Here is a 16,917-nt window from a genome sequence, read left to right as displayed (position 1 = left end):
TGCTCGTCTGTGGGGGTGTAGCTCAGCTGGGAGAGCGTCGCGTTCGCAATGCGAAGGTCAGGAGTTCGATCCTCCTCATCTCCACCACAGGATTTTTTTGAAGAATCAAGGGCTTGGCAGCTGCCAAGCCCTTTTTCTTTGCGTCCCGACGGGCACGGGTTTGGGCACGGATGGGCACGGCGTGCCCATCCGTGCCCATTCAACCGAGAGTGACCTTCGCACTCGACCGTACGTGGGCACGGCAGCGCACGCAGTTCGAGATTTTGGGCGCGAAGTCCCTCGCGGCGCCACTCCACCCCCTGCCGCGGGCCACCCGGCCCAGACGACAGACGGCATGGTCGCCAGCCACTGGTGACCATTCGCCTCAGGCTGGTGACTATCCGGGCCCAGGCTGGTGACCATCACTAAGCCCGCAACAGAGCTCGGCCCCGGCCCTGCGCCAGGGCTGTAGCAGGTGCGGCTGCCGCTGCCCTTGGTCTCGGCTTGGCGAAGTGCGCCGCGCACAACACGGCCGCTATGCGCGGGGCACCTTCGCTTACAGCGCAGGTGCATCAGGCAAGGCCAGAAGCTCAGCTTGCAGCCTCTGAATGCCCCGCACAAGATGCTTGAAGCTGGCCGAGCGCTCATTGGCCAGATCGAGATGCAAGCCCAGGTGCCGAGAACTGCCGACCTTCTGGTATGCACCCCGCGTGAGTTGTGTCAATTCACGGCTCGGGCTCTCAAGCCGCTCAGGTTGCCGGAACTTGGCTGTGTTTTGGTGGCGTGCCAGCCCCTTGAGTCCGAGCGCAGCCTCAACCGCCTGCAAGTCGGCGAGATACATGGCTTCCAGTTCCCGACAAGCCACGCGCACCAGCGACACCGCCTCCTTGTCAGCCAGTCGGCACAAGTCCACCAAATCGCGCTTGAGGGCCAAGCAATCGGGTGCACTGTCTTGATCGCGCAGCACCAGAAATCGGGCTGCCGGGTTCACGTACCCGCGCAGCTTTCTGGGCAGCTGCCGCTCCAGGTCTTGCTTGCCCTCGAAGGCAATCGTGCGCGCATGAATGCGCGGGTCCAGGATCCGCGGCAGCAGGGCGTCCAGCATCGCCTTGGCCGACCGCTCTTCCAGCAAAAGCACCAGCTCCCTCATGCCGGGTCAGCACCCTCGAAAAAGCCTTGCTTCCACAGCCGGCCCATCTGGTCGCCATCGGCCATGTAGGCCTTGACCTGGGCGTCATCGCGCGCGCGCCGAATCTGTGTCGAGCCCTCGCGCTTCACCAGCCAGCACACCTCGTCCAGCTGCGCCGCGTTCAGGAAGTCGGGTGAGTGCGTCGATACCAGCACCTGGCCGCCGCGGCCGGCGTACAGCCTGAACTCTTCGGCCAGCTCGGCCATCAGGGTCGGGTAGAGCTGGTTTTCAGGTTCTTCCACGCACAGCAGCGGGTGCGGCTTGGGGTCGTGCAGCAAGACCAGGTAGGCGAACATCTTGATGGTGCCGTCGGACACGTAACGGTCGAGGAAAGGCGTCTTGAACGAGCCATCCTGGAAACGCAGCGTCAGGTAGCCGTCGTCCATCAACTTGGGCTCGACCGCAGCCACGCCCGGCACGCGCCGGATCATCGTGTCCATGATCTGCTTGAACGTCTTCGGGTGCTGCTCGAAGAGGTAGCGCGCCACCAGCGGCAGGTTGTCGCCGGTTTCCGAAAGATGCTCTGATTCGCCGCTGACCTCTTTGCGACCACGCGCCGCACTGATGTGGAAGTCCGACACATGCCAAGACTCGATGAGCTGGCGGAAGGCCGTGGCCGCCTTGAATCGCGCGAACTGGCCCAAGCCCTTGATGGCCAGGGTGTCGGGGGGCACCTTCTGGCGCTCGGTGGTCAGTTCCTCGTCGGACTTGCTGAAGTCTTCTTCGTTGGTGATGGCGAAGCCTTCGCCGCACTTGAAATCGAGGAAGTGGTAGGGGCTGCCATAGCGCCCGCGCTTGTAGCGCAGCACTTCGCGTTCGACCACGGGGGCGCCTTCGTGCTCACCGATCTCCAGCGAATAGGTCACCAGGCGTTCGACATCGCCAATCGGCATGCGGTACTGCAATTCGATCAGCAGGCGGCGCTCCGTGGCACCCCGGCTCAACACCTCCTGGAAACGGCCGCGGCTGTCGAGCGCCTGGCGTACGTTGCCCTTCAAGCAGTCGTGCAGAAAACCAAACACGTCGAACAAGGTGCTCTTGCCCGAACCGTTGGCGCCCACCACGATCAGGAACGACGGGATGTCGGTGAGGTGGACGTCGCGGAACGCCTTGAAGTTCTTGAGCCGGATCGATTCGATCTTCATGGTGTGTCCTGAATCAGGCGTGCGGGCACGCCGGTCACGCAATCGGGGCACCCGCGCGCTTGTGGGCACGCCTGCGCACTGGCACAGCCCCGGCATTGTCAGCGACCTCGGCATGCAGGCGCCTGAGCAACTCGGCCGCGGGTTCGTCGGCCGGGTCTTGCGGCACCAGTTCGCCGCGGAAAGCCTTGGCCAGCAGTGAAGGGGTCAGGCGGTCAACGGCGGTCTGGGCCTGGGCGAGGCGGGCTTCCAGGCGGTCGGCGAAAGCGAAGAGGGCTTCGACGCGGCGAATAATCTCGTCCTGCTCGTCTCTACCTGGCAATTCGACCGGAACCTGCTTGATGACCTTGACGGCCGCCATGTTCTGCATCGCAGAGCCCTGCGTCTTTTCCAAGATCGCAGCCTGAAACCAGGGCGCTTCAAAGAGCAGGCGGAAGTAGCGAGGCCTCACAACCTTCTCATCGATTCGAATCCTCATGAGCGCCTGGTTGATGACGCCCTTGGTTGCTGATTTAGACAGCTGGCTTATCCGACCGATGGTGCCCGCGCAGCTAACAATGAAATCACCCGGCGCCACCGCAAAATCCCTTAATTCCTCGAACTTTGACTCGTCGAGAAAGTAGGTTCCAAGTGTTTCGTCATCCTGGATGGCGTTCTTTTGCTCGTACACCTTGTATCCGCTGGCTACGAAAAACGCCTTCTTAATTGAGCTCCCGAATGGACCGCGCTTCAAAGCGCCCGGTTCGGGTGCTAAAAGCTTCTCGAACGCCAGCGTCTGAATGCTTGCTCCTGCTTTATGGCGCCAATGCTCCGTCAACCTCCCCGAAGTTGCGGCGGCGAGGACGGATTGGCGAAACCGCTTGAGCAGCGGGGCAACGCGGGCCAGGCGGTCGCGGCAGGCGTCCACGCGGGCGAGCACGGTGTCGAGTTTGTCGGCGATGCGTTGCTGCTCACGCAGCGGTGCAAGAACAAACGGCGCCTTTGCGCCTGCATCGGTCCCAAGCCTCGGCATATTGACGCCATGACTGACTTCAGTCACGTACCTCAAGAATTCCGGATGCCTTAGCCAATGAAATAGGAAGCGCCCAACCAAAGCAGGGCCAGGTTTGATCGGCACGATTTCGGTAGTGCAAACACCGGGCGCATCCGCATAGACCACCTTGTTCAAGTAAGGCCTGAGCTTTCCGTACAGAACGTCACCCGGTGCGAACCGATTCTTCGTGCTTTTGGATTGCCGCTCAGCGAACGACAAGCGCCGCAAAATGCGCGATGAGTCACGCTCGACATCTTCGAGTTCGAGCACCCAGGTTTCGGGCGAGATGTCGTCTGGCTCAGTCTTTTCAGTCGAGCCGTAAGTAACAACGTCTCCAAGGCGCAAGGCCAACCATGACGGCGGCAGATCCGTAGCTCCTTGGCTCACGCGGGCTCTCCGAGGTCAGCCAAGATCGCTTCGAGCTCGGAAAGCGCCGCGCTCAATTCATCCACCGCTTCCCGCGCCAACACCGCCGGCTCCGGCAGATCCGCCGCATCCTCCGCGTTATCGTCCTTCAGCCAACTGATATCCAGGCTGTCCCCACGCGCCTTCACCGCCTCGCGGCTGAAGCTGCGGAAGCGCCCGCTCTCGCCTTCGTCCTTGCGCGCACTGCGCCCGTTGGCATCGTCGCCATACGCCGCCTCGAAGGCGCTGAAATGCTCACGCGTCAGCGGCGTGCGTTTGCCGAACTTCGGCATGTTGGCCCGCAGGTCGTACACCCACACGGCCTTCGTGCTGCCCGTGGCGGCCTGGCTGATCTTCTGGAAGAACAGCACGTTGGTCTTCACGCCCTGGGCGTAGAAGATGCCGGTGGGCAGGCGCAAGATGGTGTGCAGGTTGCACTTGTCCATCAGGTCGCGGCGGATGTCGGCGCCCACGCCGGCCTCGAACAGCACGTTGTCGGGCAGCACCACCGCGGCGCGGCCACCATCCTTCAGGCCGCGCACGATGTGCTGCAGAAAAGCCAGCTGCTTGTTGCTGGTGGCGTAGGTCAGGTCATCACGCGTCGGCCCACCGCCGCCCTTGGCGGTGCCGAAGGGCGGGTTGCTCAGCACGATGTCGGCCTTGGGCAGCGCGCTGCCGGCACTGCCCAGCGTGTTGCCCAGGTGCACCACACCTTCGGCATCACCCTCCATGCCGTGGAGAAGACAGTTCATCAAAGCCAGGCGGCGCGTGCCGCCCACCAGCTCCATGCCCAGGTAGGCGCGGGTGCGCTGGAAAGTGCGCTGCTTCTCCGTCAGGTCGTACAGCTGGTCGGTGCGGGCCTTGATGTAGCTGTCGGCAGCGATCAAGAAGCCGGCGGTTCCGGCGGCCGGGTCTTGGATGGTTTCACCCGGCTGAGGCTTGACCAGCGCGATGATGCTGTCGATCAAGGGCCGGGGCGTGAAGTATTGGCCCGCGCCGCTCTTGGTCTCGTTGGCGTTCTTCTCCAGCAGGCCTTCGTACAAGTCACCCAGGCCGTCTTTGGCAGCGCTGAACCAGTCGATGCTGTCCAGGCTCTTGATCAGCTGTTCGAGGTGGCGCGCTTCCTTCAGGCTGGTCTGCGCATCGGCGTAGATGGCGGCAATCAGCGGGTCGGTGCTGCGGCTGAGCTTGAGCAGCGTTTCCTTGTAGTGGTTCAGCAGGTTCAGGCCGCTCAGGCCAGAGAGCGTGGCCCAGCGCGCGTACTCGGGCAGCTTGTGCTCGGCCAAGATGCCGCTGGCCTGGTTCTCGTGCTCCATCTTGATGAAGAGCAGTTGCACCAGCTCGGCCACGTAGTCGCTGTAGTTGATGCCGTCGTCGCGCAGGACGTCGCAGAGGTTCCAGAGTTTCTGGACGATGTCGTTCTGGTTCATGAACTCGATGGTAGGGGGGTGCAGCGGCCCGCTGGCCGGCGCACGTTCAGGCCTGCTGGGGCCACAGGTGGGTGGCCAGCTCGCCCAGCACCAGGCTCAGCTGGCCGCCCAGCATCTTGTCGAGCTGCTTGGCGCCGCCGTCTTGCGCGAAGGCGCGGTTGACGAAGGCGGGGTCGATCACCACCTCCAGCACCAATTGTTTGGCCAGGCGCTCCAGCCATTTGCGCTGCACGGGCGTCCAGCCGCGCAGGCCGTAGATGCGCTGCATGGCCTGGGCCACACGCTGCTCGTAGGGCAGCAGCGGCTCACCCAAGGCCGCCTGCCGGATGTAGCCGATGATGCTGGCGGCGATGTCGACATTGCTGCGCGTGCGCCACGCGGCCTTGAGCGTGGCTTCGCTGTAGCCGTTGGCGTCCAGCAGCAGGCGCACCTGCGTGAGCTGCTGGCGCGTCAGGTCCTTCGGCGCGTTCACCACCACGGCCAGCGCGGCCGATTGGTTGATCTGCGCCTTGACGAAGGTGCTGAAGCTGTCGAGATAGTCTTCCGGCTTGGCGTAGACGCCCCAGCTCTGGGTGCGTTCTTTCAGCTCGTCGGCGTGGGTGGAGAGCACGGGCTTGTAGGCGGTGCCCATCAGCTCTTGCACCTCGGCCAGCTGCACCAGCAGCCGCGTGCTGGTTTTCAGGAAGCCGGCCGCGCCCTGCGGGCCCAGGTCGTGCAGGTGCTGGTGCAAGCGGGCGGGGGGCACGCCCCATTGCTGCTCCAGTTCTTCCAGCCGGGCTTTCAGGGCCGGGCGCTTGGGCGCGTCGTGCCCGGCGCGGCGCAGCACGCGCATGAGCTTCTGGTTCAGCTGGTTCAGCACGTCGTGCGCGTGGCTGGTGCCGGGCTGGGTGCCGGGCGCGGCGAGGCTGGCGGGGTTGTTGAGCTCGTCCACCAGCTGTTCCAGCGTGACCTTGGGGTCCTTCACCAGCGGCTGCATGGTGTTCACGGCTTGCAGCGTGGCGTAGATGTCCACGGGGTCGTAGATCTTGAAGACGGTCTTGCCGATCTCGTCGCAGCGGCGCGTGGCGCGGCCGATCATCTGTTCATAGAGGATCCGGCTCTTCACGCGCCGCATGAACACCAGGTGGCAGATGGCCGGCACGTCGATGCCGGTGCTCAGCAGGTCCACCGTGATGGCGATGCTGGGCAGGCGCTCGTTCTTGTACAGACGGATGAGTTGGTCCACCTTGTCAGAGGCGCCGGTGATCTTGCGCACCGCCGCTTCGTTGTACTGCTCTTCGTACTTGGCCTTGAAGGCATCGTCCAGCAGGCGCTTGACCATGTCGGCGTGCGCATCGGTGGCGCAGAAGATCAGGGCCTTCTCTTCGCCGAAGGGGTCCAGCTCTTCGGCCAGCTGGGTGCAGATGACGCGGTTGAAGTCGTCATTGATGACGCGCTTGTTGAAGCTCTCGACCTGGAAGTCGAGCTCGTCTTCAAGCTCGGCCGATTCGATCTCACCCGTGGCCAGGTTCAGCGCTTCCACTTTCTCGCCCTTGGCGAAGTGGATGCCCTGCTGCGTGAGCAGGGTCTGGTAGCGGATGGGCGGTTCGTGGTCGATCAGCCAGTCGTCGGCCACGGCCTCGCGGTACGAGTAGGTGTAGACGGGCTTGCCGAAGATCTCGGTGGTGTGGCGCGCGGGGGTGGCGGTCAGGCCCACGCGCACGGCGTCGAAGTGCTCGAGCACGCGGCGGTAGGTGGAGAGGTATTGAGCGTGGTCGCGCACGGCCAGCTCGCCCTCGGTCATGTCTTGGTCGAGCGCATAGCCGCGGTGGGCTTCGTCCACGATGATGCAGTCGTAGGCATCCACCGGCGGCGGTGCATCGCTGGCGAACAGGCGCTTGGCCATGGCCTGCACGGTGGCCACCTGCACGCGGGTCTCGGCCTCGGCGGCCATGTCGCCCAGCTCGGCCACGTTGTAGATCTTGCTGAGCGGCTGGTTCTGCTCCAGCGGCGCTTCGTTGAAGGCGTCTTGCGCCTGGGTGCCCAGCGCGGTGCGGTCGACCAGGAACAGGATGCGCCGGAAGCGTTCTGCTTTGAGCAGGCGGTAGATCAGGCCGATGATGGTGCGCGTCTTGCCCGTGCCCGTGGCCATGGCCAGCAAGCAGGTGCTGCGGCCTTCGGCCAGGGCGGCTTCCACCGCGGCGATGGCCTTGTCTTGGTAGGGCCGCAGGCGCAGGTAGGCGTAACCCTCTTGCTGCAGGCGCTGCTCGGCTTCTTCGCGGCTGCGGGTCAGCAGGTCTAGCAAGCCCTGGGGTGTGTGGAAGCTAGCGAGCGGCCGCGCGGTGTTCGAGGGCGCGCGGGCGTCGCGGAACCAGGTGCCACTGGCCTCGGCCAGCTGCTTCACGAACGGCCGGCCGTTGCTGGAATAGACGAAGGGCACCTGGAAGCTGGCGCCTTGCCCGTCGGGCCAGGGGCTCTCCATACCGGCCACGGCCCAGGCGGGCTGCATCTCTTCGCTGAGCACCAGGCCGCGGGCATAGCGTTCGGCCTGGCCGATCTTGCCGGGCACGTTGACGTTCATGCGCTTGGCCTCGACCGTGGCGATGGGCGTCAGGCCGGCGAACAGCACGTAGTCGGCGGCCTGCTGGCCGGCGGTGGGCCACTCGGCGATGGCCTTGTTCTTGCCGCGCTGAGGGCGCGCGCCCTTGGCGTGCGTGAGCTCCGTGGTGTTGACTTCCCAGCCGGCGTCGCGCAGTTGCAAGTCGATGATCTGGCGCGTGGCGGCTTCGTCCAGCAGCACGGCCTTGGCGGCGGTGTTGGCGCGCTGCGCGATCTGGGTGATCTCTTCGTTGTTGGCCTGGTGCGCGGGTGACTGCAGTTGCGATGCGAACTGCGCCTGCAGTGCGGCGGCGCGCTGGCCAGCCTCTTCAGCCAGCTCTTGGTAGACCGCCGACTCTTCCTGCGCGCGGCGGGCCATCTCGCGCTCTTGCTCCGCTTGGGCCGCCAACAAAGCGGCCATCTCAGCCTGGTGGGCCTGGGCGCTTTGCGCGTCTTGCAGCGCGGTGCTGAGCTGGGCGATCTGCTGTTGCAGCTGCACCAGTTTCTGGCTGGGGTCATCGGACAGGACGAAGGGGCCAGGCTTGAAGTCTTGGTTGCGGCCGAAGGTGCGGTGGAACCAGACGGCAATCTCGCGGGCGACCTTCAGCGCTTCCAGCCCTTCGCGGAAGCCGATGCCGTGCGCAGCCTCGTGCGCCGCGGCATTGCCGGTGCGGCGCAGCAGATCGAAGAGCTGCCTCACGCGCGGGTCGAGGCCCAGGCGCGCATCCACGGCGCGCAGGAGCTCGGCCTGGGTAGGCTGCACCAGCTGCACGCCCACGCGGGCGGCCATGTCCTGCGTCAGCGCCTCGGCCAGCAGGCGCAGTTTCAGCACGCAGCTGGCAGGGTCGAACAGGAACAGGCGCTCGGCGGTGGCGCCCAGGTCGGCCAGCAAGGGCGAGTGCTCGGCCAGGAACGTGAAGTTGCCTGGCGCGCTCATCCCTTTGTCCGTATGCCCGTGTGCTTGTGTTGTGGCAATGGGAACTCCCTGGCGCGCAACTGTAAGCGCAGGAGAGACCGCCGAGGCCCTGGGGCGAAGCCCGGTCCGCAGCGCTGGCCGGCCCGCTTCAAGCCCTGTCGGCCGGGCGATCAACCGCGCGCAGTTGCTCCGCAGGCACTGCCCAAGTCACGCGGTTCGCGGCATCATCACAACTGACGCGCGTGTCCGAATTGGTCTGTGCAGGGCGGGAGCGTCATGCCCCCCCTGTGTCCCGCCTCCGGAGCCCCCCGATGGCCCTCTTTGCCGAAACCCTTTTCTGCACCCTGCCGGTCGGTGCCACGTGTGTCCTCCCGCGTGCCGGCACGGCGCTGGAGAACGCCTATGTCTACGACGCGGTGGCGCGTGACCTGCAGGTCGGCGCGCGCCGGGGCGACCTGGAAATCACCGCGCAGCAGGTGGAGGAAGTCGGCGGCGAGCCGCTGATCCGCCACCTGGAGTTCCGCCGCCTGCGCTGACGCAGGCGGGCGCGCGCCCGCCCGGGCCTCAGGCCGCCTTGGCGTGCCGGTGCTGCCGCCCGCGCAGCCACAAGCCCAGGCCTGCCAGCAAGCCGGCCCCCGCGAGTGCCGCGGTGGAGGGCAGGGGCACCGGCGCCACGAGCATCTGCACGCCAGCGAACTTCTTCTCGATGAAGGCCTGGTGCAGCCCCATCGACGTGGCCTCGGTGTAGGCGGTGAGCTGGTTCTCGATGGACACGCCCAGGGCCCGGGGCCGGGCCTGGATGGCGTTGGTGGCAACACCGAAGACCGAGGGCACGGGCTGGACCGCCGAGTTCCCGTCGATGCGCGCGGTGGCCGCCCATTCGTGCAGCAGCCCGTTGGCCATGGCCAAGGAAGAGCCGGGCTCGAGTTCCAGCGCGGCCACGGTCTGCGTGGTGATGGGCGCCGACATGTCGAAGGCCCGCAGCCGCCCCTGCACGTCCACCCGGCTGCCCGCGCCAGACAGCTTGTAGTCGCCCAGCTCCACCAGCACGAGTTCACCGAACTGGAAGCCGTTGCGTGCCGTCAGCACCAGGCCGCTGATGGTCGAGTTTTGGGTCACGGCGCCCTGCCCGTTCAAGGACTCGGCCACGAAGCCGCTGAAGGTGAAGAAGATGCTGTTGCCTGCCAGGCTGGGCGCGCCGAAGAGGCCCAGCTTGGTGGTGTCGTAGGTGAGGTCGAAGTCGGTGCCCGAGATCGTCACCAGCTCGGCGCGGGCCGCAACGGCCAGCATGCACAGGCACGCGGCGGCGAGGGTGCGCCGGTACGGGCGCCGCGAAGTCGCCCGGGCGACGGCCATTTCACGCATGCGGAATCTCCCTAGCCAATGACGAGCCCGAGCGTAGGTGCCGCTGATGACGCGCCTGCGCGGCCGGCCTGATCGTTTCAGCCCAGCACCGGCCGCGCGCCCCCCGCCTCAGCGGGCGGCAGTCGACGCCGTGGCCTGCAGCTGCGTGAGGCGGTAACCCGCACCGCGCACGGTCTCCAGGCACTCCGAGAGCCGGGGGTGGGTGGACATGGCCTCGCGCAGGCGCTTGATGTGCACATCGACCGTGCGCTCCTCGATGAAGACGTGGTCGCCCCACACCTTGTCGAGCAGCTGGGCGCGGCTGTGCACCCGCTCGGGGTGGGTCATGAGGTAGTGCAGGAGGCGGAACTCGGTGGGTTGCACCTTCAGCTCGCGCCAGCCCTGCGCATCGCGGAAGGTCACGCGGTGCGTGGCCGGGTCCAGCCGCAGCGGCCCCACCTCCACGGCAGTGTCCAGCGCGTCGGGCGCGCGCCGGCGCAGAACGGCGCGGATTCGCGCAAGCAGCTCCTTGGTGGAGAAGGGCTTGGTGAGGTAGTCGTCGGCCCCGGCATCCAGGCCGGCGATCTTGTCGGCCTCGTCGCTGCGGGCCGTGAGCATGATCAGGGGCAGCTCCCGCGTTCGCGGGTCGCCCCGCCAGCGCCGCGCCAGCTGCAGCCCGGAGGCCCCGGGCAGCATCCAGTCCAGCAAGGCCAGATCGGGCAGCACGCGGTTGACGGCCAGCACGGCCGTCTCTGCATCGCCCGCGATCTCGACATCGAAGCCGGCGTGGCGCAGGTTCAGCGCCACCAGTTCCGCAATCGCGGCTTCGTCTTCCACCACCAGCACGCGGCTCATCGATCCCTCCTGCTCGACTTCGGCGCTGGGGTACCGCCGGGGGCGGTTGCGCTTCGTGTCGGTGAACTCTAGGAGGCTTGGGTGACAAGTCGGTGAGGGCATGAAGGCCGCCAGGCGCAGGCCCGGGGCCAGGCAGGCCCGCCGAACGGCCCATGGCGGCGCCGCGCTCCGTGGCGCGCCGACCGTGCGATGTGCCGAACGGCTCATGGTCGCCACGCGCCGCACGCGCGCCGGTCATGCGATGGTCACCACGCCCACTTAGCCTCCAAACGGCCTACTGCCTCTGGTGCCATTCCTTGAACCCGGCCTGCGACATGTCCCGCTCCCGTTACTGCATGCCCCCCGTCGCGCGCCGTGCTGCCGGTGGCTTCACCTTGCTGGAGCTGCTGGTGGTGATGGTCATCATCGGCCTGCTCGCGGGCTACGTGGGCCCCAAGCTCTTCGGGCAGATCGGCAAATCGGAGACCAAGGTCGCCCGCGCGCAGATCGATGCCCTGCAGAAGTCGCTGGACCAGTACCGCATCGACACCGGCCGCTACCCCGACACGCGCCAGGGCCTGGCCGCGCTGGTGGCCCGCCCGTCCGACGAGCCGCGCTGGCAGGGCCCCTACCTCGCCAAGCAGGTGCCGCCCGACCCCTGGAACCGGCCCTACCTCTACCGCATGCCGGGGCAGCACGGCGAGTACGACCTCTACTCCCTGGGCCGCGACGGCGCGCCCGGTGGCGAGGGCAGCGACGCCGATCTCACCAGCTGGTGAGCGGGCGCGCCTGGGTCATGCCGGAATACCTGGTTCGCGTTGCGCGCATGCCGCCCTCGGGCCGGCCGCTGCGTGTGCAGGCCGCCAGCCCGGCCGCCGTGGCACAGGCCCTGGGCCTGCCGCCCGCAGCCGTGCTCAGCGTGGAGCCCGCGCAGGGGCCCGGCGCGCTGCGGCGCCCGCGGCGGCCCAGGGCGCTGAACCTGCGGCTGTTCAGCCAGGAGCTGGCCTTGCTGCTGCAATCAGGCATCCCGGTGCTGGAAGCCCTGGAGACCTTGAGCGAACGCGAAGGCCCCGCTGCCGGTCGCGGCGCCCTGCCCCGGGTGTGCGAGGCGCTGCGCGAAGGCCTGCCCGTGAGCACCGCGCTGGGCCGCGTGCCGGAGGCCTTCGACCCGCTCTTCGTGGCCGTGGTGGCGGCCAGCGAACGCAGCGGCCAGCTGGCGCCGGCGCTGGAAGCGCATGCCGCCTACCTGCGCTGGACCGAAGAGCTGCGCGCCAAGCTCGTGGCCGCCTGCATCTACCCGCTGCTGCTGCTGGGCGCCGGCCTGGGCGTCATCGGCTTCCTGCTGCTGTACGTGCTGCCCCGCTTCGCCGGGGTGTTCGATGCCCTGGGCAACGATCTGCCGGCGGCCTCGGTGCAGCTCATCCATTTCGGCGTGTGGGCGGCGGCCCACCCGGCGGCAAGCGGGGCCTTGATGGCCGCCCTGCCCCTGCTGGCTTTCGCTGCCTGGCGCTGGCCACCTCTGCGGCAGCGCGCCGCCGGCATCGCCTGGCGGCTGCCCGGCATCGGCGCGCGGTGGCGCGTGGTGGTGCTGGCCCGCTTCTACCGCGGCCTGGCGCTGCTGCTGCGCGCGGGCGTGCCCGTGCCGGCTTCCTTGCAGCTGCTGCAAGGGGCCCTGGCCGGCCCGCTGCAGCCGGCCTTGGCCGCCGCGCAGGCCACGGTGGCCCAGGGCCAGCGGCTCTCGCAGGCGCTGCAGGCCCAGGGCCTGGCCACGCCCGTGGCGCTGCGGATGCTGCGCGTGGGCGAAGGCAGCGGCGAACTGGCCCTGATGCTGGAACGCGCGGCGCGTTTCCACGACGACGAGATCGCGCGCCTGTCCGAACTGGTGGTGCGCGCGGTCAACCCGGCGCTGATGCTCGTGATGGGCGTGGTGATCGGCGGCATCGTGGTGCTGATGTACCTGCCCATCTTCTCGCTGATGGAGCGCGTGCAATGAAGGGGGCCGCATGAACGCCGCCGAGGGTCGCGCCTGGCAGCCCGATTTCGAAGGCTGGCCGCCCGTGGAGGCCGCACGGCACCGCGCCGTGCTGGGCCGCAACGCGCTGGGCGAGGCCGCGCTGCTGGCCGACCGCGACGCCGACCCGCTGCTGCTGGAAGCGCTGGAGCTGCGCCTGGCCGAGGCCCTGCGCTGGCAGCGCTGCGACGCGGCCGTGGTCGAGGCCTGGCTGGCTCACGCGCAGGCCGAGGGCCGGGCCCTGGACACCGTGGCCCCCACGGCCACCGGCAGCACGGGCGACGACGGCACGCCAGAGCTCACCCTGGCCGGCATGGCGCAAGCCGCCAGCCCGGCCGTGCGCCTGCTGGACGCGGTGCTCTACGACGCGCTGAAGGACGGCGCCAGCGACGTGCACATCGAGACCGGCCCGCACGGTGCCGAAGTGCGCATCCGCCTGGACGGCGTGATGCAGCCGATGCGGCGCGTGGAGGGCCCGGCGCTGGCCGAACAGATGGTGTCGCGGCTGAAGGTGATGGCCGAGCTCGACATCGGTGAACGCCGCCTGCCCCAGGACGGCCGCTTCAGGCGCAGGGCGCAGGGCCGCGACATCGACTTCCGCGTCTCCATCATGCCCAGCGTGCACGGGGAAGACGCCGTCGTGCGGGTGCTCGACCGCGCGGCCGTGCAGCAGGGGCGCGAGGGGCTGACGCTGGCCTCGCTGGGCTTCCCGCCCGAGCGCTGTGCGCTCATCCGCCAGCTGGCGCGCCAGCCGCACGGCATGCTGCTGGTCACCGGGCCCACCGGCAGCGGCAAGACGACGACGCTGTACGCCGCCATCACCGAAATCCACCAGGGCGGCGAGAAGATCATCACCATCGAAGACCCGGTGGAGTACGAGCTCGCCGGGGTGGTGCAGGTGCCGGTGAACGAACGCAAGGGCCTGAGCTTCGCGCGCGGCCTGCGCTCCATCCTGCGCCACGACCCCGACCGCGTGCTGGTGGGCGAGATCCGCGACACCGAAACCGCGCAGATCGCGGTGCAGGCGGCGCTGACCGGCCACCTCGTCTTCAGCACCGTGCACGCCAACCACGCCTTCGACGTGATCGGCCGCTTCATGCACATGGGCCTGGACCTCTACAACGTGGTCTCGGCGCTGAACGCCGTGGTGGCACAGCGCCTGGTGCGGCGGCTGTGCAGCCACTGCGCCGCGCCCGCCGAGCCCAACCCCGCCCAGGCGCTGCAACTGCAGCAAAGCGACTGGGGCGCCCAGGCGCACCCACGCCGGGCCGTGGGTTGCCCGGCGTGCCGCCACACCGGCTACCGCGGCCGGCTGGCCGTTGCCGAGGTGCTGGTGCTGGACGACGAGCTGCGCGACCTCATCGCCGCGCGCGCCCCGATGCAGCGCATCAAGCAGGCCGCGCGTGAACGCGGCATGCAGCGCCTGCGGGCTTGCGCCTTGGCCCTGGTGGCCTCGGGCGACACCAGCTTCGAGGAACTCGACCGGGTGGTGGCCGATGACTGAAACCACGGCCCTTCCTGGCGCCGCGGCCGGCCCCGGCCGATGGCAGGGCCTCGGCGCGGCGTGGGCCCGCGCCAGCGGCGCGGCGCACGCCAGCAGCGCCCCGCTGCTGCTCACGGCGCAGGGCCTGTGGTCGCTGTCGGGCACGCCGGTGTGGCACGCCTCGTTCGCCGCCTGGTGTGCGCAGCACCCCGGCCAGGCCTGCACCCTGTGGGCCGGCGCCGATGTGCTGGTGGACCTGGTGGCCGACGACGAGCCCACGCTGCAGGCGCCAGCGGCCCGCAGCGCCTGGGCCCGGCGCGTGCTGCAGCATTACCACGGCGAAGCCGCGCAAGACTGGGCGCTGTGGCCCTGGGGGCTGCAGCACGCCGCGGGCGTGAGCGCGCTGCGCGAGGTGCCGCTCGCAGCCCTGCAGGCCGAAGCGGCGGCGCAGGGCGTGAGGCTGCACGCCGTGTTGCCGCTGTGGCCGCAACTGCTGCACCAGGCCTTGCTGGAAGCCGGGCGCGCACAGGCGCTGCACACCTGCTGGCTGGTGGAAGCGCCGCTGGCGGCTTCTGCCATGGCCTCCACGGCGCCCCCGGTGCTGACGCAGGTGCTGCTGCGGGCGGGCCGCCTCCAGGGCCTGCAGCGCCGGCGCCTGCCGGGGCCGGTGGGCGCCAGCCTGAAACGCCTGATGGACGAGGCAGCCCCGGGCAGCACCCACACGCTGCTGTGGTGGGGCGCCGAGCCGGCCCTCGATGCCCCCTGGCCGGCCGCCTTGCGCCCGGCCCGCGTGCTGCCCGATGCCCGCAGCCTGGCGCTGCCGGCCCGGCCCGGGGCGGGCGACTTCCTGCAGCCCAGGCCCCGCGCCAGCCTGCTGGCCTGGCTGTGGCTGGCCACCTGCGCCGGGGTGCTGGCCGTCTCGGCCCTGGAGGCGCAGGCTTCGTGGCAGGCCCGCGCCGAGGCGCAGGCGCGGCCTTCGCTTGCCGCTGCACGGGGGATGGGCGAGGCGGCTCCGGGCGGCAGCCGCACGGCAGCCCGAGAGGCCGCGCCTCCCGCCGCGGAGGCGGCCCTCGGCACGCTGCTGAACGAGCTGCAGCGGCGCCGTGCGCACCCGTGGGCGGCGGCCTTCCTGGCCTCGGAGCTGCCGGCGGTGGCCGGGCTGCGTTGGCTCTCGATGGAGCACGGCGCCACCGGCGAGCTGCGGCTGCAGGGGCTGGCCGCCGAGCCCGGCTCGGTGCAGCGCGCGGCCGACGCGCTGCGCCTGCAGCCGCACTGGCAGACCGTGCTGGTGGCCCGGCTGGAGGCCCAGGACGCGCCCGCGCCAGGCGCAGCGCCCGGGCCCACCGCCGCACGCGGCACGGCGCCGGCCGCCGGCGGCCTGAGCTTCGAGATCCTGGCCCGCTTGCGGGCACGGTCGCCATGACGCGGCTGCGCACCTTCCATCACCGGCCCGACGCCGCCCCGGCGGCCGCCGGGCTGGTGCTGCTGGCCCTGGCCGTGCTGCTGGCCGCCTGGGCCGCACCGCGCTGGCGGGCCGAGGCCGAGGCCGCCAGGGCCCGGCACCGCGCCGCCCAGGCACAGGCCGTCGATGAGGCGGTGCGCGAGGCGGTGCGCCAGCACGAACGCCAGCAGGCCGCAAAGGCGGAAACGTTGCCGCACTGGCCCTGGCCCGACGCGGCGGCCTCGCCGCGCCGGGCCGCGGCGCTGGACCTGCTGGCCCGCCGGCAGGGGCTGCAGCTGCTGCAGGTACGCCAGCAGCTCGACGCCGCGCAGCACTGGCAGGTGTCGATGGTCGGCAGCGGCGCCTACGGTGACATACGCCGCTTCGTCGAACGGGCGCTGGCCGCCGACCCCGCCCTGGCGCTGGACCGCTTGCGCCTGCAGCGCGACGATGCCGACACACCCGTGCTGCGCTTCGAGTTGCAGTGGTCGCTGCTGCATCACCCGGCGCCCAGGTCGGCCGGGGCGACCGAGGCGGCCCCGGGCCCCGCCAAGGCTCCCCCGCCATGAAGGCCCCGACCACGATGCCGGCCACGATGCCGACCATGAGGCCGGCCCTGCGGTGGGCCCTCGGTGCAGCGGCACTGCTCACCGCCCTGGTGGCCGCGCTGCCGGACGAGGACACCACGTCCGTGCGCCCCAGCACGGCCGCACGTGCCACCCCGGCGCCCGCAGCCGCCGTCCCCATGGCCCGCCTCGGCGCCGAGGCGCCAGCGCCCGCCGCATCGGCCGAGCGCTGGCCCGCGCCCAGCCCCGCAGCGCTGGCTGCATGGCGCCCCGCCCCGCGCCCGGCGCCGGCACGGCCGGCCCCGGTGGCGCCGCTGCCGGAGAGCCCGGCGCCGCCGCCCGCCCCGCCCTACCAGTGGATAGGCCAGATCGAGGAAGACGGCCGGCAGCGCTTCTTCCTGGCCGATGCGCAGGGCCTGTGGCCGGTGTCGCCGGGCGAGAGCCTGGCCACCGGTTGGCGCGTCGACGGCCTGCGCGATGGCCAGCTGCAGCTGACCTGGCTGGCCACCGGTGCCGCCATCGCGCTGCCGGCCCGCCCCTGACGCCACCGAAGCGCCCCGCCCCCTG

General features: G+C 69.5%; 14 protein-coding genes and 1 tRNA gene. 8 read left to right on the top strand and 7 right to left on the bottom strand.

Features of this window, described 5'->3' with window-relative positions:
• Positions 1 to 11 precede the first annotated feature (11 nt).
• Positions 12 to 87 (top strand) — tRNA-Ala (locus EOE66_RS13315).
• A 448-nt stretch (positions 88 to 535) separates the two neighbouring features.
• On the opposite strand, the gene EOE66_RS13310 is transcribed toward EOE66_RS13315, so the two are convergent.
• From EOE66_RS13310 to hsdR, 5 genes are read right to left on the bottom strand one after another with little or no spacing between them, the layout of a single operon-like run.
• Positions 536 to 1,117, bottom strand: a complete 582-nt coding sequence (locus EOE66_RS13310) for a DUF4276 family protein (RefSeq protein WP_245479031.1) — start codon at positions 1,115 to 1,117, stop codon at positions 536 to 538.
• An 8-nt stretch (positions 1,118 to 1,125) separates the two neighbouring features.
• Entirely contained in the window at positions 1,126 to 2,313 is a 1,188-nt protein-coding gene (locus EOE66_RS13305; RefSeq protein ID WP_128229210.1) for an AAA family ATPase, read from the bottom strand.
• Positions 2,314 to 2,347: 34 nt separating this feature from the next.
• Positions 2,348 to 3,730 (bottom strand): restriction endonuclease subunit S, encoded by a 1,383-nt coding sequence (locus EOE66_RS13300; RefSeq protein WP_128229208.1) that lies wholly within the window; start codon positions 3,728 to 3,730, stop codon positions 2,348 to 2,350.
• Positions 3,727 to 5,178 (bottom strand): class I SAM-dependent DNA methyltransferase, encoded by a 1,452-nt coding sequence (locus EOE66_RS13295; protein ID WP_128229207.1) that lies wholly within the window; start codon positions 5,176 to 5,178, stop codon positions 3,727 to 3,729. Before EOE66_RS13295 ends, EOE66_RS13300 begins: the two co-directional genes overlap by 4 nt.
• Before the next feature lie 46 nt (positions 5,179 to 5,224).
• The gene (gene hsdR, locus EOE66_RS13290) at positions 5,225 to 8,692 is read right to left on the bottom strand and encodes a type I restriction-modification system endonuclease (protein ID WP_128229205.1); all 3,468 of its coding nucleotides are present in this window, start codon (positions 8,690 to 8,692) and stop codon (positions 5,225 to 5,227) included.
• A 290-nt stretch (positions 8,693 to 8,982) separates the two neighbouring features.
• Between hsdR and EOE66_RS13285 the strand changes: the two genes are divergently transcribed.
• Positions 8,983 to 9,207, top strand: a complete 225-nt coding sequence (locus EOE66_RS13285; protein ID WP_128229203.1) for a hypothetical protein — start codon at positions 8,983 to 8,985, stop codon at positions 9,205 to 9,207.
• A 28-nt stretch (positions 9,208 to 9,235) separates the two neighbouring features.
• On the opposite strand, the gene EOE66_RS13280 is transcribed toward EOE66_RS13285, so the two are convergent.
• Both EOE66_RS13280 and phoB read right to left on the bottom strand, forming a co-directional pair.
• Positions 9,236 to 9,961 (bottom strand): hypothetical protein, encoded by a 726-nt coding sequence (locus EOE66_RS13280; RefSeq protein WP_205702698.1) that lies wholly within the window; start codon positions 9,959 to 9,961, stop codon positions 9,236 to 9,238.
• A 183-nt stretch (positions 9,962 to 10,144) separates the two neighbouring features.
• Positions 10,145 to 10,870 (bottom strand): phosphate regulon transcriptional regulator PhoB, encoded by a 726-nt coding sequence (gene phoB / locus EOE66_RS13275; RefSeq protein ID WP_128229201.1) that lies wholly within the window; start codon positions 10,868 to 10,870, stop codon positions 10,145 to 10,147.
• Positions 10,871 to 11,184: 314 nt separating this feature from the next.
• Here phoB and gspG point away from each other — a divergent pair, with 314 nt between their 5' ends.
• The 6 genes from gspG to EOE66_RS22380 are packed head-to-tail and all read left to right on the top strand — an operon-like array spanning position 11,185 to position 16,892.
• Positions 11,185 to 11,628: a type II secretion system major pseudopilin GspG gene (gene gspG / locus EOE66_RS13270; protein ID WP_205702697.1), complete on the top strand. Its 444-nt coding sequence runs from the start codon at positions 11,185 to 11,187 to the stop codon at positions 11,626 to 11,628.
• 17 nt (positions 11,629 to 11,645) lie between these two features.
• Entirely contained in the window at positions 11,646 to 12,842 is a 1,197-nt protein-coding gene (locus EOE66_RS13265) for a type II secretion system F family protein (RefSeq protein ID WP_128229200.1), read from the top strand.
• A 10-nt stretch (positions 12,843 to 12,852) separates the two neighbouring features.
• Positions 12,853 to 14,364, top strand: a complete 1,512-nt coding sequence (locus EOE66_RS13260) for a GspE/PulE family protein (protein WP_128229198.1) — start codon at positions 12,853 to 12,855, stop codon at positions 14,362 to 14,364.
• Positions 14,357 to 15,766 (top strand): hypothetical protein, encoded by a 1,410-nt coding sequence (locus EOE66_RS13255; RefSeq protein ID WP_128229197.1) that lies wholly within the window; start codon positions 14,357 to 14,359, stop codon positions 15,764 to 15,766. The genes EOE66_RS13260 and EOE66_RS13255 overlap by 8 nt, the downstream gene beginning before the upstream one ends.
• On the top strand, positions 15,763 to 16,353 hold the full coding sequence (locus tag EOE66_RS13250; RefSeq protein ID WP_128229195.1) for a hypothetical protein: 591 nt from the start codon (positions 15,763 to 15,765) through the stop codon (positions 16,351 to 16,353). Before EOE66_RS13255 ends, EOE66_RS13250 begins: the two co-directional genes overlap by 4 nt.
• On the top strand, positions 16,350 to 16,892 hold the full coding sequence (locus tag EOE66_RS22380; protein WP_128229194.1) for a hypothetical protein: 543 nt from the start codon (positions 16,350 to 16,352) through the stop codon (positions 16,890 to 16,892). The genes EOE66_RS13250 and EOE66_RS22380 overlap by 4 nt, the downstream gene beginning before the upstream one ends.
• The last annotated feature ends 25 nt before the right edge of the window (positions 16,893 to 16,917 follow it).

Origin of the sequence: Rubrivivax rivuli, assembly GCF_004016505.1 — a bacterium.
GTDB classification, from domain to species: Bacteria; Pseudomonadota; Gammaproteobacteria; order Burkholderiales; family Burkholderiaceae_C; genus Rubrivivax; species Rubrivivax rivuli.
This window is presented reverse-complemented; position numbering and strand designations above follow the sequence as displayed.